Annotated in this window: 13 protein-coding genes and 3 tRNA genes; 5 read left to right on the top strand and 11 right to left on the bottom strand. The window is 35.9% G+C overall.

Annotated features, from left to right (window positions below; translation table 11 throughout):
* Positions 1 to 8: 8 nt before the first annotated feature.
* The 6 genes from lepB to thrS form a co-directional block, all read right to left on the bottom strand.
* A complete protein-coding gene (lepB, locus tag ALGA_RS02945) occupies positions 9 to 1,397 on the bottom strand; it encodes a signal peptidase I (RefSeq protein ID WP_096427880.1) in 1,389 nt (462 codons plus the stop codon).
* A 59-nt stretch (positions 1,398 to 1,456) separates the two neighbouring features.
* Positions 1,457 to 2,170, bottom strand: coding sequence for a 4-hydroxy-tetrahydrodipicolinate reductase (gene dapB, locus ALGA_RS02940; protein WP_096427879.1), 714 nt, complete (start codon positions 2,168 to 2,170; stop codon positions 1,457 to 1,459).
* 231 nt (positions 2,171 to 2,401) lie between these two features.
* A complete protein-coding gene (rplT, locus tag ALGA_RS02935; protein ID WP_096427878.1) occupies positions 2,402 to 2,755 on the bottom strand; it encodes a 50S ribosomal protein L20 in 354 nt (117 codons plus the stop codon).
* A 93-nt stretch (positions 2,756 to 2,848) separates the two neighbouring features.
* The gene (rpmI, locus tag ALGA_RS02930; RefSeq protein ID WP_449405337.1) at positions 2,849 to 3,037 is read right to left on the bottom strand and encodes a 50S ribosomal protein L35; all 189 of its coding nucleotides are present in this window, start codon (positions 3,035 to 3,037) and stop codon (positions 2,849 to 2,851) included.
* Positions 3,038 to 3,080: 43 nt separating this feature from the next.
* Positions 3,081 to 3,635 carry a translation initiation factor IF-3 gene (infC, locus tag ALGA_RS02925; protein ID WP_096427876.1) on the bottom strand — a complete coding sequence of 185 codons (555 nt, stop codon included), beginning with the start codon at positions 3,633 to 3,635 and terminating at the stop codon, positions 3,081 to 3,083.
* A gap of 22 nt (positions 3,636 to 3,657) precedes the next feature.
* Positions 3,658 to 5,610, bottom strand: a complete 1,953-nt coding sequence (gene thrS / locus ALGA_RS02920) for a threonine--tRNA ligase (protein WP_096427875.1) — start codon at positions 5,608 to 5,610, stop codon at positions 3,658 to 3,660.
* Between the two features lie 255 nt (positions 5,611 to 5,865).
* Here thrS and ALGA_RS02915 point away from each other — a divergent pair, with 255 nt between their 5' ends.
* The 3 genes from ALGA_RS02915 (at position 5,866) to ALGA_RS02905 (ending at position 8,475) form a co-directional block, all read left to right on the top strand.
* The gene (locus tag ALGA_RS02915; protein ID WP_231706039.1) at positions 5,866 to 8,079 is read left to right on the top strand and encodes a S9 family peptidase; all 2,214 of its coding nucleotides are present in this window, start codon (positions 5,866 to 5,868) and stop codon (positions 8,077 to 8,079) included.
* Positions 8,080 to 8,271: 192 nt separating this feature from the next.
* Positions 8,272 to 8,347, top strand: a tRNA-Gly gene (locus ALGA_RS02910).
* 55 nt (positions 8,348 to 8,402) lie between these two features.
* A tRNA-Gly gene (locus tag ALGA_RS02905) sits at positions 8,403 to 8,475 on the top strand.
* An 833-nt stretch (positions 8,476 to 9,308) separates the two neighbouring features.
* Here the strand turns inward: ALGA_RS02905 and ALGA_RS02900 are convergent.
* The 5 genes from ALGA_RS02900 to ALGA_RS02880 all read right to left on the bottom strand — a co-directional run bounded on the left by ALGA_RS02900 (position 9,309) and on the right by ALGA_RS02880 (position 13,411).
* Positions 9,309 to 10,592, bottom strand: coding sequence for a DUF3570 domain-containing protein (locus ALGA_RS02900; protein WP_096427873.1), 1,284 nt, complete (start codon positions 10,590 to 10,592; stop codon positions 9,309 to 9,311).
* A complete protein-coding gene (locus tag ALGA_RS02895; protein ID WP_231706037.1) occupies positions 10,577 to 10,771 on the bottom strand; it encodes a DUF4266 domain-containing protein in 195 nt (64 codons plus the stop codon). The genes ALGA_RS02900 and ALGA_RS02895 overlap by 16 nt, the downstream gene beginning before the upstream one ends.
* 10 nt (positions 10,772 to 10,781) lie before the next feature.
* Positions 10,782 to 11,837, bottom strand: coding sequence for an FAD:protein FMN transferase (locus tag ALGA_RS02890; RefSeq protein WP_096427871.1), 1,056 nt, complete (start codon positions 11,835 to 11,837; stop codon positions 10,782 to 10,784).
* Complete coding sequence (locus ALGA_RS02885) at positions 11,834 to 12,280, bottom strand: thioredoxin family protein (RefSeq protein ID WP_162845376.1); 447 nt, start codon at positions 12,278 to 12,280, stop codon at positions 11,834 to 11,836. The genes ALGA_RS02890 and ALGA_RS02885 overlap by 4 nt, the downstream gene beginning before the upstream one ends.
* A gap of 582 nt (positions 12,281 to 12,862) precedes the next feature.
* Positions 12,863 to 13,411, bottom strand: a complete 549-nt coding sequence (locus ALGA_RS02880; RefSeq protein WP_096427869.1) for a hypothetical protein — start codon at positions 13,409 to 13,411, stop codon at positions 12,863 to 12,865.
* A 148-nt stretch (positions 13,412 to 13,559) separates the two neighbouring features.
* Between ALGA_RS02880 and ALGA_RS02875 the strand changes: the two genes are divergently transcribed.
* Positions 13,560 to 13,643: transfer RNA gene (locus tag ALGA_RS02875), tRNA-Leu, on the top strand.
* Positions 13,644 to 14,003: 360 nt separating this feature from the next.
* Positions 14,004 to 15,230: an ROK family protein gene (locus tag ALGA_RS02870; protein ID WP_096427868.1), complete on the top strand. Its 1,227-nt coding sequence runs from the start codon at positions 14,004 to 14,006 to the stop codon at positions 15,228 to 15,230.
* Positions 15,231 to 15,549 lie beyond the last annotated feature (319 nt).

Here is a 15,549-nt window from a genome sequence, read left to right as displayed (position 1 = left end):
TTAGTGGATTAGTGAATCCATTTAAAAACTCTGTCCCATCTAATCTTGTTAAAAGAACTTTTGTCTTTATCTAACGAAAGCCATAAGAATGAAGCTTTGCCAACAATGTGATCTTCAGGAACATAACCCCAATATCTTGAGTCGGCCGACATATGTCTGTTGTCACCCATCATCCAGTAATAGTCCATTTTAAACGTGAAATCTGTTGCAATTTCACCATTGATATAAATGGTAGAATCCTGCACTCTTAAAGCATTACCTTCATAAGCGTTAATTGCTCTTTCATACAAAGGAAGTGTTTCTAGGTTAAGTGAAACTGTTTGCCCTTTTTTAGGAATAACGAGAGGACCAAAGTTATCTCGATTCCAGTTGTAGTATGAACTAAATGGAAATACATCTTCAGGATATCCTTTGCTTGAATTACGGCGGATAATAGAAACTACATTACTTAGCTTTTTTAACTCTTCAACTTTTTTCGTTGATAAAGGTAAATTATACACTGAGCCATTATGATTACGATCAGCTTTTGCAATATTGAGCTCTTCAAGTTTTCTTGGATTTATTGAAGATCCATTGGTTCTGACTTCATAAATAAATTGTAATTCTTCAATCAAATCTTGTTTTTTTCCATTGATGAATAATTGCCCATCTATGGATAACAGTGTATCACCAGGTATCCCTACACATCGTTTAATATAATTTTCCTGCTTATCTACAGGTCTGGTAGCAATTGTATTTTGAGTGGATAAATATTTTCGCCCCATTTTGGTGTATTCTTGATCTGATTGAAGCTCCCGGCCTTTTTTCATATCAGCTTCCTTAAATAAGGTAGAATAACTTCTTAATTGCGAATAATAGTCTGGATTTTCTGCTCCAACAACAATCGTATCTCCGGCAGGGAAGTTGAAAACAACTATATCATTTCGCTTTACTTCGCTTATGCCAGCAAGACGTTTGTATGGCCATTGAATCCATTCCAAATATGATTTTGTTGATTTGGTTAAAGGCATTGTATGATGAGCAAAAGGGAATGATAGGGGAGTATTAGGGATTTTTGGTCCGTATGCTACTTTGCTCACAAAAAGATAATCACCAACTAACAATGATTTCTCCATTGATGAAGTAGGAATTGTATATGCTTCAATAAAGAACATTCTGATTAGGGTAGCAGCAATAACAGCGAATATAATTGCATCAACCCATTCAACTGTCGCACTTTGTTTTTTTACACCTTTTTTTTTCCAGAAAGCCCAATGTACTTTTTTACTGATATAAACATCAAAAAGAATAGGAAGGCCTAAAATTAGCCAGTAATTACCTATCCAGATAATCATCAATAGGCAGATAATTAGAGCTATTGAAAATTTAAACCATTTATTTCTTAGTATGCTGCTCATTCAATTTTTTTTTAAATGATTATTTATTTTTTTTAATTGTTGCGGTAAGTTATTCTAAACTATAGGTTTAAAAGATCTTTCATGCCAAAAAAGCCTTTCTTTTTAGGCATAAATTCGGCTGCTAGAACTGCACCAAGAGCAAATCCTTTTCGACTGTAAGCCAAATGTTGGATGTTTATTTCGTCAACTTCAGAGTGCCAGGTGATTGAATGAGTGCCAGGAACAGCACCATGTCGTTTCGCGAAAATACTAAGTTCGTCCTCCTTTGTGCTTGCAGCTTCAATCCACTTCGTTTTTCGAGGATGATTTTCAATAATTCCCTCGGCAAGAGTAATTGCGGTTCCACTTGGCGAATCTAGCTTATGAATATGATGAATTTCTTCCATGTCGGCATTGTATTCGCTGAAAGGAGCCATTAGTTTGGCTAGTTTTTTATTCAATTCAAAGAACAGATTTACCCCTAAACTAAAATTAGAAGCATAGAAAAATCCATTTCCTGATTGACACCTCTCTTTAACTAAGTCAATTTTATCCAGCCAACCGGTAGTCCCTGAAACAACAGGAACATTTGCTTCAAAACAAATTTGATAGTTGTCAAAGGCTGATTTTGGATTTGTAAATTCAATGGCTACATCTATGTCTTTAAGTTTATCTGGAATTAAATCATTTTGATTTTCCTGATCAATTATCAATCCTATTTCATGGCCACGGTCAATCGCAATTTGTTCAATTTCCTTGCCCATTTTTCCATAACCGATAAGTGCTATTTTCATGTGTGGTTTTTTTGAGGAGCTTGTATGGTTAATCGTTTTTCTCCTGTTTTATGATTTCAAAAATAATAAATCCAATGCGTAATAAACTAACAAGAGAGGATTATTGTCCAATCAGAAAAGGCTTTTTCGATAAGTAGCATCATGCGCCCAATAAGCATTTAGATTTAGGAGATAAACAAAAAAACGGGATTGTAAAAAACAATCCCGTTCTAAAGTAAATAATTTATAGTATTATTTAGCTGTTTGTGATTTTCCTACAACAGCTTTAAATGCTTCAGGATGATTCATTGCTAAATCGGCTAAAACCTTACGGTTAATTTCGATGTTAGCTTTGTGCATCAAACCAATTAATTGTGAATACGACAAACCTTCTAGTCTGGCAGCAGCATTAATACGCTGAATCCACAATGCTCTGAAGTTTGATTTCTTCTTTTTTCTATCACGGTATGCGTACTGCAAACCTTTTTCCCATGTATTCTTGGCTACCGTCCAAACGTTAGCTCTTGCACCAAAGTTACCTCTGGTTTGTTTTAAAATCTTTTTCCTTCTAGCTCTTGAAGCTACAGAATTTACTGATCTAGGCATTGTTTCTGTTTTTAGAATGTTAGCGTTCCACTTAAGGACTCTTTTATTGCTAAATCACTCGGTTAATAAACTTTAAAAATCAAATACTGATTCTTACAACATGTTAAGCATTAACTTAACATTTTTCTGGTCTGATTTGCTTACAGTACCAAAGTAAGTCAGATTTCTCTTTCTTTTAGTGCTCTTTTTAGTCAAAATATGACTTTTAAAAGCGTGCTTTCTTTTGATTTTTCCAGATGCAGTCAAAGTAAATCTTTTCTTTGCGCTGCAATTTGTTTTCATCTTAGGCATTGTACAACTAATTATTGATTATATATAAATTACTTTACTTTTTCTTCGGAGTTAAAAACATGGTCATACGTTTTCCTTCCAATCTTGGAAGTTGTTCAACCTTACCAAGCTCTTCCAGATCTTGAGCAAATCTTAACAAAAGAATTTCACCTTTGTCTTTAAAAAGAATTGATCGACCTTTAAAGAAAACATAAGCTTTCACTTTCGATCCCTCAGTTAAGAATTTTTCGGCATGTTTAAGTTTAAAATTGTAATCATGTTCGTCGGTGTTTGGTCCGAAACGAATTTCTTTAACTACAACTTTAACCGTTTTTGCCTTCAATTCCTTCTGTTTCTTTTTCTGCTGATAAAGAAACTTTTGGTAATCAGAAATTTTACAGACTGGTGGATCGGCGTTTGGTGAAATTTCAATTAGGTCTAATCCTTGATCCTCGGCAAATTTAAGTGCTTCGGAAATTGAATAAACTCCTGGTTCTACGTTCTCTCCAACCACGCGAACGCTGCGGGCTCTAATTAACTTGTTAATTTTATGTAGAGCTTCTTGAGGTTTTCTTGGGCCTCTGTTGTTTTTATGGTGAAATCCAGCTATGTCTAGGTCCTCCTAAATTTAGTTAATATTTTTCAATAGAAGACATTTGATCTTCTACTTCCTTATTTATGAAATCTGTAAATTCTTGAATGCTCTGAGAACCTAAATCACCTTCTCCTTGTCTGCGAACAGAAACAGTACCTTCGGTAGCTTCTTTTTCTCCTACAATAATAAGGTAAGGGGTCTTTTTCAATTCGCTGTCACGAATCTTACGACCTATCTTCTCGTTGCGATCATCCAATACGGCGCGAATATCGGAATTATTTAACGAATTTAAAACTTTTTTGGCATAATCATTATATTTTTCACTTATAGGCATAATTACTGCCTGTTCAGGTGTTAACCACAATGGAAATTTGCCACCTGTGTGTTCCAGTAAAACTGCAACAAATCGTTCCATAGAACCGAATGGTGCTCTGTGGATCATGATAGGGCGATGTTTTTGATTATCACTGCCAACATATTCCAATTCGAAACGTTCTGGTAAGTTGTAATCAACCTGAATAGTTCCCAACTGCCATTTACGACCAATAGCATCCTTGATCATGAAATCGAGCTTAGGACCATAAAAGGCTGCTTCGCCATATTCAATAACTGTATTTAAACCTTTTTCTGCAGAAGCTTCAATAATTGCCTGCTCTGCTTTGTCCCAGTTTTCATCGCTGCCAATATACTTGTCCCGGTTTACCTTATCGCGTAAAGATATTTGAGCAGTATAGTCTTTAAAATCAAGCGCCTTAAAGATGATGAAAATGATATCAATTACCTTTTTGAATTCATCTTTCAATTGATCCGGCGTACAGAACAAATGAGCATCATCTTGTGTAAAACTTCTAACACGAGTTAAACCATGCAGTTCACCACTTTGTTCGTAACGGTAAACAGTTCCAAATTCGGCATATCTTATAGGAAGATCTTTGTATGAACGAGGTTTGAACTTGTAAATCTCACAATGGTGAGGACAGTTCATCGGTTTTAGTAAATATTCTTCTCCTTCTTGCGGAGTTTTAATTGGCTGAAATGAATCAGCACCATATTTTTCGTAGTGACCTGAAGTCTTGTACAAGTTTATGTTTCCGATATGTGGGGTAATAACCTGCTCGTATCCGAATTTTTTCTGTACGCGTTTTAAGAAATTTTCTAAGTTTTCTCTTAATTGAGCTCCTTTTGGTAACCACAATGGCATTCCCTGACCAACATTTTGAGAGAAAGTGAATAATTCCATTTCTTTCCCAAGTTTTCGGTGATCACGTTTTTTAGCCTCTTCCATCATTACTACGTATTCATCCAGAAATTTCTTTTTAGGGAAAGTAATTCCGTAAACACGTGTCAATTGTGGTCTTTTTTCATCGCCTCTCCAGTAGGCGCCAGCAACTGAATTCAATTTAATAGCCTTAATATAGCTAGTGTTAGGCAAGTGAGGTCCTCTGCACAAATCGGTAAAGTCTCCTTGTTTGTAAAAGCTAATTGTGCCATCCTCAAGCTCATTGATTAATTCGAGCTTGTATTCTTCGTTTTTCTCTTTAAAAAACGAAAGAGCTTCTTCCTTGCTAACATCCGTGCGAATATATTCATTTTTGCATCGTGCAAGTTCGAGCATTTTTTGTTCAATCTTAGGAAGATCTTTATCGGAAAGAATGGTTCCGTTTCCTAAATCAACATCGTAATAAAAGCCCATTTCAATAGCAGGACCGATACCAAATTTTACGTCAGGATATAGTTCTTGAAGAGCTTCTGCCATAAGGTGAGCAGAACTATGCCAAAACGCATATTTACCTTCGGCATCATCCCAGGTATGTAATTTAATGCTTGCATCTTCGTTAATTGGACGAGCAATATCCCAAATGTTATCATTTACAGTTATGGATAAGACTTCTTTGGCAAGGCTATTACTTAGACTTCTAGCAATACCAAGGCCAGAAGTCCCGGCTTCAAACTCTTTTACAGTGTTATCCGGAAATGTAATTTTGATCATTATATAATGTTATTTTTATTCGTAATTTTTATTCAATTCACAAAGGTATAATTTTCTCCCTGATTTGTAGTGAAATTTGGCAGGCAATATTCAGGAATTAAAAGAATTATATTGAAAGAAACGACTCTATTGTCTTTAATGTATAGGAGTAGTAGTCAAAATTAATCGGCAAGGAATTTTTCTTTTCTGTAAAAAAAATCGAACCTTTGAAAATTAATGAGCAACTTATACTAAACACAAAATAAATTGAAAATTATGAGGATTAGTCGAAAGATATTTACATTGTTTATGATGATTTGTTTTGGTTTTTCAGCCTTCTCCCAGGTTGGTAATCAAAAGATAAGCATGGAAGATTTGATGCAGGATGGTACTTTTAGTCAGAAATCTGTTAAAGGTTTGCTATCGATGAATGATGGTATTCACTACACTACTTTAGAAGAAGATGGAACTAAAATAGTAAAGTATGATTACGATACAGGTAAGGTTGTGGATACTCTATTGAATTTAAACACAATGAAGGATGCTGAAATTAAAAGCATTAAGGAATATGAATTTAGCGCTGATGAAAGTCGTATTCTGCTAATGACGAATCCTGAGAGGATTTACCGACGTTCTTTTACTGCTGATTATTTTGTGTTCTCTTTTAAAAATAAGGAGTTGGTTCCTTTGTCGAAAAATGGAAAGCAACGTTTGGCTACTTTTTCTCCAAATGGAAATAGAATTGCTTTTGTAAGGGATAACAATCTGTTCATTCATAATGTTTTGTTTGGTTCTGAGATTAGGATTACCAATGATGGAGAATGGAATAAGATACAAAACGGAACACCTGATTGGGTTTATGAAGAGGAATTTGAATTTAATAAAGCATTCGCATGGTCGCCGGACAGTGATTTTCTTGCCTATATGAAATTTAATGAGAGCGAAGTGAAGGTGTTCAATATGAACAAATTCGAAGGTTTGGAACCAAAGGTGAAAGAGAATGCTTTATATCCAGAGAATTACACCTATAAATACCCAAAAGCGGGAGAGAAGAATTCCAGTGTTGAGGTATTTGTTTATAATGTTGAAGATCGAATTACAAAGAGAATGGATGTGGGAGAGGAGAAGGATCAATACATTCCTCGTATTAAATGGACTCAGGATCCTAAAATGCTAAGTATTTATCGATTGAATCGTCATCAGAATAAGTTGGAGTTCTTACTTGCTAATGCAAGAACCGGTAGTTCGAATGTAATGTATTCACAAGAGAACAAGTATTACATTGAAGAAGGGAATTTTGATTATTTAACCTATTTGAATGATGGTAAGCATTTTATTTATTTGGATGAGAAGGATGGCTTTAATCATTTGTATTTGTATGATATGATCACTGGGAAATCTGTTCAGCAAATTACTAATGGAGATTGGGATGTTACCGATTTTTTAGGTTTTGATGAAGATAAGCAGGTTTGTTATTATCAGTCAGCGGAAGTATCGCCAATGGATAGAAACGTTTATTCGGTGAAGTTGAATGGTACATCAAAGGAGTTGCTAACTCCTGAGAAAGGGACTAATAGTACCGTTTTTAGTAACGGATTTAAATATTACATCAATTATTTTTCCAGTGTTACTCAGCCGAATACGGTTAGTTTGTTTAGTCATAAAGGTAAATTGATTCGTGTGCTGGAAGACAATAAGGAGCTGGTTGAAAAGTTAAAAGGATATCAGTATTCGCCAAAGGAATTTACCATGGTGCCTGCTGCTGATGAAATGACGATGCTGAATGCATGGATGATCAAGCCATTCAACTTTGATCCAAGCAAAAAGTATCCTGTGGTAATGACTCAATATAGTGGTCCAAATTCGCAAAGTGTGAATAACTCATGGAGTTTCGATTGGTACCAGTATTTAGCTCAGGAGGGATATATTGTAGTTTGCGTTGATCCTAGAGGTACAGGCGCCAGAGGTGAGATTTTTAGAAAATGCACCTACATGCAATTGGGTAGATTGGAGTCGGATGATCAGATTGCTGCTGCACGTTACTTAGCCAAAGAAAATTTTATTGATGAGAATAGAATTGCTATTTGGGGATGGAGTTACGGTGGATTTATGTCTACCCTATGTTTAGAGAAAGGGAATGATGTGTTTGCTGCAGCTATAGCTGTTGCGCCAGTTACCAACTGGAGGTATTACGATTCTGTTTACACTGAGAGATTCATGAGGACTCCGCAAGAAAACGAAAAAGGTTACGATGATAATTCACCAATTAATCATGTAGATAAATTAAAAGGATCTCTTTTATTATGCCACGGAACAGCTGATGATAATGTGCATATTCAGAATACTTACGAGTTGACAGAACGTTTGGTGCAGGCAGATAAACAATTTGAAATGCAGATATATACCAATAGGAATCATAGTATATATGGTGGTAAAACAAGATTGCATTTGTATAAACGATTCAATAAATTTTTAAAAGATAACTTGTAGATATCTGCAGGTGGTACAAAATAGATGGAGGAAATTATTTTTGATAATTTCCTCCATCCTTTTGCTCAAATAGTCAGGTTTTTAGGTGTGTTTGTATGCTTTTTTTGATTTTTTTTTTGAAAAAACATTTGTCAAAAGCGAGGGAATATCTATATTTGCAGCGCAGGAGTTAATACATTAACTCTTTTTAATGCGAGAATAGCTCAGTTGATAGAGCACAACCTTGCCAAGGTTGGGGTCGCGAGTTTGAGTCTCGTTTCTCGCTCCAGGATTATTGAAGTTTATCCTTTCTTTCAGTAATAGAGTTTTGTAAAAAGGAAAATGCGAGAATAGCTCAGTTGATAGAGCACAACCTTGCCAAGGTTGGGGTCGCGAGTTTGAGTCTCGTTTCTCGCTCAGCTAAAACTGTTTCATTCATATGGAGCAGTTTTTTTGTGCTTTATAGTTTGTGGCGTTTTCGCTATGGATGCATCCTGAGTCAGGAGATAATTTGGGGTTTTGTTAAAACCAGGCATAAATTTTAGAGAAGCGAAAAAGGAAGTATTTTACATTCGTCCCTTTGTTAACCCTTTTTTCTTGGTCCCGATGCTTATCGGGAGCTCAAATATAATAGCCCGGGGTAAATGAGCACAGCGAATGCCAGCCTGGGATATTAATGTGGCAGTAAGTACCGGCGCAGGTTAAAAAAAGCATTTGGAAGCAATTCGCGTTTGCGTCGGAATAGCAAAAGGCTTATCCTCGAAGCTTGAAAAGTTGCAACCCAAAGCTTAGGACAGTCCCAATAATTCGTGAGTCAAAGCTTGATTTTAGGATGGTTTCGAATGTTACCAATTTTCAATAAAAGGAGTGAGCCTTATTATTTTTTGCTTGTCCTTTAGCCGGACGGGCTTTTCATTTTTTCTAGGATAAAAAACGAAACAAAAAATCATTGACAACGTCCTCAATCACCCGTTATCAGTTCGATTGCTAAACTACCGAACTTGTGAGATCATGAACTCCTATTTATGAAATTTATATGTGAATCAAAAGAACTCGCTACGCTCAAACAGCTTTTTGTTTTTAACGCTCTCTTCACTAAACGGGTCCCGATCTCCGGACTCAATGTCAAAACTGCTTCATTTTTTTTTGAGCAGTTTTTTTGTGCTTTATAGTTTGTAAGGTATTTTTTGATTCAAAAAAAATGGGCTGCTTTATTAGCAACCCATTCATTATTAATGTTGTATTGGTGTTTAAAATGTAAATGCAAAATCTAAACTTACCAACCATGCGTTTAAACCATCGCTTCGGTCATAATATGCAGTTCGTAATCCAATGCTTTTTAGTTGCGCCGTTTTTCCTTTTCTTAATGGAGATTTGAAATTACTAATTCCCGTAACTGGTGAATATTGGAATCCTACCCCAACTTTAAAACTGTCAAATTCCGATAAATCGTAATCAGAAGTGTAAAATTCGGCAGTAGAGCTAGCTTGTCCAAATTCATAAAAATCGTCGGCAGCTGTTTGTGTGTGATACCTTGCAAATGGTGAAATGATAAATGATGGACTTACCATCATTGGAAGTTCTACACTTGCTGTGTGGGCTGAAATTCCCCAACTATCCGAATAGTAACGATAGAATGTTTTTAATCGAATAAAATCGCTTATATAGTAGTTCCAACGCATTGAGATAGGTATTTTGATTCGACTGTCATCAAGTTGCTCAATGTGACTTCTTGTTGCCAGCTCGTTTTTGTCATTTGCGAAAGCAAAAGCATCATCAAAAAACACACGGTGGAATGGAGTGGATAATAGTCCGCTTTGCGAAACTACTTCCATTGAAAATAAGGCTTGCGAACGCTTATTAATTACTTGTGAATACGATAAACCAAATTTTAAGGTTGTACGCACGTCATCTTTAAGATTTGCATCACTACTTCCTCTTAGCTCCGTAGGATAAAGTAATTTCCAGCTGTCATTCATGTACAATCCATCAATGGTAAGAGATCTGTTCTGATCTTTCGAATTAAGGGTGTAAGAACCACCTGCATGATAAGAACTCACATCATATTCCTGTGAAAATCCGGCAAGAACACTATAGTCATTTCCTGATTTTAGCAATTTGTGTGAGTAGTATGCATTAATATGAGCTCTGGCATCCATGCCCGAAGCAGATGATTTGTGCGTATCAAAATAATCGATATTATCGGTTGAAGCCGAAGAATAAATATCTATTCCAAAATTCAAATCCAAACTCGATAAGGAATCAACAGGAATGTGAACTACAAAACTAGGAGCTACATTCGTTAATTCTTCGGTTCCTTGTCCACCGGTAACAGGAGAATGATCGCCGTCTTGCTCGTAATAGTTAAGCAGGAAATTCACTTCGGTCTCTTGGTAATCTTCCGATAATTTTACTTTTTTGCGACTGTCTTCTTGTTTGTCGTCGATGCTATTTTTATCTGTTTGGGCATTTACTGCAAATGTAACTGACAATAGTAATAGTAGCGATAGAATAGTTTTTAGTTGCATCCGCATCCTCCTCCTGATTTTCCTCCATTGGCACCTGCCGCACCTTCACGGTAAGCCTGGAAATTAGATTCATAAACTTCAAGTTTTTTAGCCTGAAGTGCCATTTCTTCATCATTCAAATAGGCTTTTTGATAAGCTGCAACCGAAACGCAGCTGTTCATTGCAATAACTGCAAATAAACCCATGATGAGTAAGTTAATTTTCCTGTTGTTTTTCATTGGTTTCTCCAATTTGTATTTGATATTTATTTTTCTTTGCGTCATTATATTCGAGTTTTAGATTGTTTGAAGTAATCAGTTTCTGATCATCAGTAACTAAAATGCACTCGATACCATTTAAATGATTGATTAATTCGAGTCCCTTGTCTTTTCCCAGAATAAAAACCGAAGTTGCCAAGCCATCAGCCAGTTCTGCATTTGGACAAATAACCGTTACGCTGCTTAATCCTTTTACAGGATAACCGGTTCGGGGATCAATAATATGACTGTATTTTACACCATTGAATTCTACAAATTTCTCATAGTTTCCGGATGTAACAACGGCTGTTTCATCAATGCTTAACCAGGAATAAATCTGATCTTTATTTTTTGGATTTGATATGCCGATTTTCCAGTCGTTTCCACCTTCATCTTTTCCCCAGCTTATTAAATCTCCTGATGCATTTACAAGTGCACCATCCAAATTCATTTTAGCCATCAATTCAAGAGCCTTATTTGCCGCATATCCTTTTCCTATGGCCCCAAAACCTATTTTCATTCCTGACTCTTTCAAAAATACGCTGTGTCTTTCTTCATCAAGAATAATGTTCTTAAAATTTATTTTTGATACAGAAGAAGCAACACTTGCCGAATCGGGCATACTTTTCATACTGCCATCAAATCTCCAGATTTTATCCATAGAGGCGTAACTAATATCAAAGGCTCCGTGAGTAAGCTTCGAAATTTTAATTGATCGTCGAATCAAATTAAAAAGCTCCTGATCTACCACAACAGGTTTTATTCCTGCATTGGTAATTATTTTACTGGTTTGCGAATTTGGATCCCATGATGAGATTAATCGTTCAATTCGTTGAATTTCTTCAATTCCAGTGCTTATTGCTAGTCTTGCTTGGTTTTCATCGCTTCCCACAGCAGTAATTTCAAAACGTGATCCCATCAGTAACAATACCTCGGTATACGATTTGTTATTTTGAGCAGAAGCTGAAAACAGGAATCCTGTTGTCAGAATTAGAAAAATGCCTAATTGCCTCATTCTTTAATAATCGATTTGATGTGTTCGATGTAGGCTTCGGGAGATATTTTCTTGTAGCCTGTTTTCCCAAGTACTTTCTCATCTGAATCTAAAAGCAGGATGGTAGGGAACTGGCCATTTGAATTGTATTTTTCGGCTAATGCTTCATTCATCGCTGTTTGTTCGTTCGATAATTTATTCTTTTTTAATCTTGGAAAATCAACATCAAGAATCACCAATTTTTCATCGGCAAATTTCTTGAATTCCTCTGTGTTTAGAATTGTTTTCTTAAGCAGAATGCATGATCTGCACCAGTCCGATCCGGAGAAGTTAACGAATACGGTTTTGTTTTCAGTTTTTGCTTTTTGCAAAGCCTTGTCTAAATTATTTTGAGCTGCCGTGCTCAAAGAACTAAGTAGTATCGTGCAAAAAAGAAGGAACGATAGTTGTGCAATTTTTTTCATAAAATAAGAATCTATTTTGTGTGGAATCGTTATTTGAATGTAATGATTATTGTGTGATGAGACAAATCTAAAGAAAATATGTCTTGCGCGATACATTTAAGATGTTAAAAGATGCGAAAATATACATATTTATATTAGATGATTAATGATTGCCATGATCTTCGGAGATCTTGAAAAGGCTCTGTAATGAGGAGGAGTCTACGTCAGTTTTGCTGATCCCGAGTATCGGGAACGCGGCAATCTGTTTCAATTTAGTAGTAGCTTTTTTTATTTTTAACGCCTACTTTACTAAATGGGGCCCAGTCTCCGGACTAAATTCCGAAACTTGGAGATGCTAGCGTTGTTGCAATTCCAGTGTTTTAAAGCCCCTTTAGGGGTTTGGGGTTATGCGTTCGACGTTTAAGCCTTTTACTTTGTTGGATTTTAGCTTTCCCAACACAAACCCTTTTATTCCCCCCTCAATGGGGGACTTGGCAGCTTCGACTTCCAGCTCTGTTGGTCACGAGTCCGCGATAGCTATCGGGATGAGATTCGATCTTTAGACTTTAGACTTTTTAGACCTTTCAAGACTTTTTCTCCTTCTTATAAAGTAACGCCGTTGTTGTGTAAAATACTTTTTACCTCGTTACCAATTTCCGACTTTAGTAGAGAAATCAATTTGTCAATTTTTTCATTGTTAATATCCAAAAGGCCAAGAAGTATATATGCCGACTTACGATCGAGTGGTGCATCCTTTACCAATTCGATTAAGATTCTTGCTCCGGAACTAAATTCTTTATTGGAGATAACAGATAGGTTCACGAAAAATTGACTTGCTGTTCTGATTACATCACCTTCTTCCTCAACTTGAATAAAAGGAAACAAACCCATGATTGCTTTTGGTTTGTTTTTTCGGATGAAAGCACTTAAAGCTGTTAGCATCTTAATTCTCTCTACGCTACTGGTGCTCGATTGAAGATGATCGTACATTTGAAATAGAATAGGAATCATCTTCTTATTTTGACTTTCACCATATAGAAGACAAGTTTTAAATGTCATCACTTGAAATTCATTTTTGTCTAGTTCATTCCATTTTTCAGGTTGAACAGCCAACTTATCCAGGTAGGAGTAATCTTTTTTATTTTCTGCCATGTTCTATTTCTAATATTCGGCAAAGATAGAAAATGAATTTCATCTCCAAAGGGCAATTGATAAAGCCTGTTCAATTTTATTTATATATTTCGACGAATGTTCAATTTTCCTTTGCATTTGCATCTTTTTTGTTAATTTTGCTGGCCCTGCCCAGGTGGCGGAATTGGTAGACGCGTCAGCTTGAGGGGCTGGTGGCCGTATGGTCGTGAAAGTTCGAGTCTTTTTCTGGGCACCCTATTATTGTTAGGTAAAATTAAAAACGCTTATTCTTAAAGGATTAAGCGTTTTTTTTTGTTTTCTGAAGTGTTTCTTTTGTGTAGCTTCATTTCAGAGTCAGACACAAAAAATAGTATAAAGCCCAAGCTTATTAAATAAGATGGGCTTTTTTTTATCCGAAATTTACGAAGCTTATTACAAATTGGCAGCCTGATCTTTTTGTACCCTATTTTGTTGCAATTCCATCACGAAGAAAAACACACCCGCGTTATTATACAACTACTGCATTCTTTTAAAATATATTATAAAAGAATACAGTTGTTAGTAAAAAACATATACTTTTACATCACGAGATTACATTAATTAATATTAGGCAATGAAACTAGAATTTCTGTACGAAAAAACACTGACTGGTACTCTTAATGCGAAAAAGAGAAAGCAGGAGCAGTATCGTAAAATTGTATCTCATTTGTATTACAATGGCGCCTCTTCCATTGCCGAAATTGTAAAAACCGCAAAAATCAGTCAGCCCTTGGTTGCTTCACTTGTTGAAGATCTTCTAGGTTTTGGGGTAATTCTTGAAAATGGCATTGGGGAATCAATTGGAGGAAGACGTCCAAATTTATTTTGTATTAATGCTGAATATCAATATGTAGTTGGTGTTGATATAAATTTACATAGACTCAATTTAGCTGTTTTCGATATGAATAACCATTTGGTGTATCGCGAGGAGTTTAAAGAGTTTGAATTGGAAAACAACAGTGAGTATTGTCAGGCATTGGCTGAAAAAGTCAATATTGCGCTTGAGACTATAAATGTTAGCCGGGAAAGGGTGCTGGCTGTTGGTATTTCGATTCCTGGTTTGGTTGATGCCGAAAAAGGATTGACACATACCCATTTGAGTTTTGCTGAAGAAGGTGTGTGTGCTTATCTGAATCGGAAACTTGGATTTTCGATATTGGTGGACAATGATGCACGGGCAATGGCATTGGGTGAAAAGGCTTTTGGAAAAGCCAAAGATAAAAAGAACGTATTGTGTTTGAATTTAAGCAATGGTATTGGTTTAGGCATGATCTTAAATGGTGAATTGTACAGTGGTAAAAATGGATTTGCGGGGGAGTTTGGTCATATCTTGATCGATCCGGAAGGAACACTTTGCAGTTGTGGTAAAATTGGTTGTTTGGAAACCTTAACATCCGGCAAGATTTTGGTGCGGCAAATAAGAGAAGGGATTGAGAATGGTCAGGAAAGTTTTTTAGCCAAATATGAGAAGGAGGGGAAAAAGATCGACTTGAGAGCTGTTGTTGATGCAATTTTAGCCGGCGATCAGTTTGCCATTGACCAATTGAACAAGATGTGCGAATATTTAGGGAAAGGTTTGGTGACTTTGATTCACTTGCTAAATCCTGAAATGATAATTATTGGAGGAAGATTGGCTCAGGCCGGAAAGTATATTATGAGCCCGGTAAGTATGTGGATGAATAAATATGCGATGGATAAAATTAGTTCGGAGATGGAGCTGGTAAATTCTGATTTATTAGATGATGCCGCTCTTATGGGAACAATGGCAAACGTTATGAAGAAAGTCGTAAGTAATAGTTAGTGGATTAGTTAAGAAAAAAATTGTCTCCCTGTTGTTTTCAACTTGCGTTGAAGATTTTTGTAGAAGTAGTGTTCTTACAGGGGACAATTTTTATAAAGTATTGTGACCATCTGCCTTTTCTAAAAACCTTTGGAACATTGTAGTAGTAGTGATGCATGGCAGATGGTTGCTTTTTTATCGAGAATATCTTTACCCGAATGTATTGGTAAAGAGAAAATTGCAGACTGAAAATTGATTTTATTATTTATAATTAGATAAGATATGAAACGTCCATGTGAAAAGTGCTACACACAGGAGAATGAGTGTAATTTGGGAGTTC

It is taken from the genome of Labilibaculum antarcticum (assembly GCF_002356295.1).
Lineage (GTDB): Bacteria > Bacteroidota > Bacteroidia > Bacteroidales > Marinifilaceae > Labilibaculum > Labilibaculum antarcticum.
The sequence above is the reverse complement of the archived record's forward strand: the minus strand, read 5'-3'. Positions and strand labels throughout refer to the sequence as shown.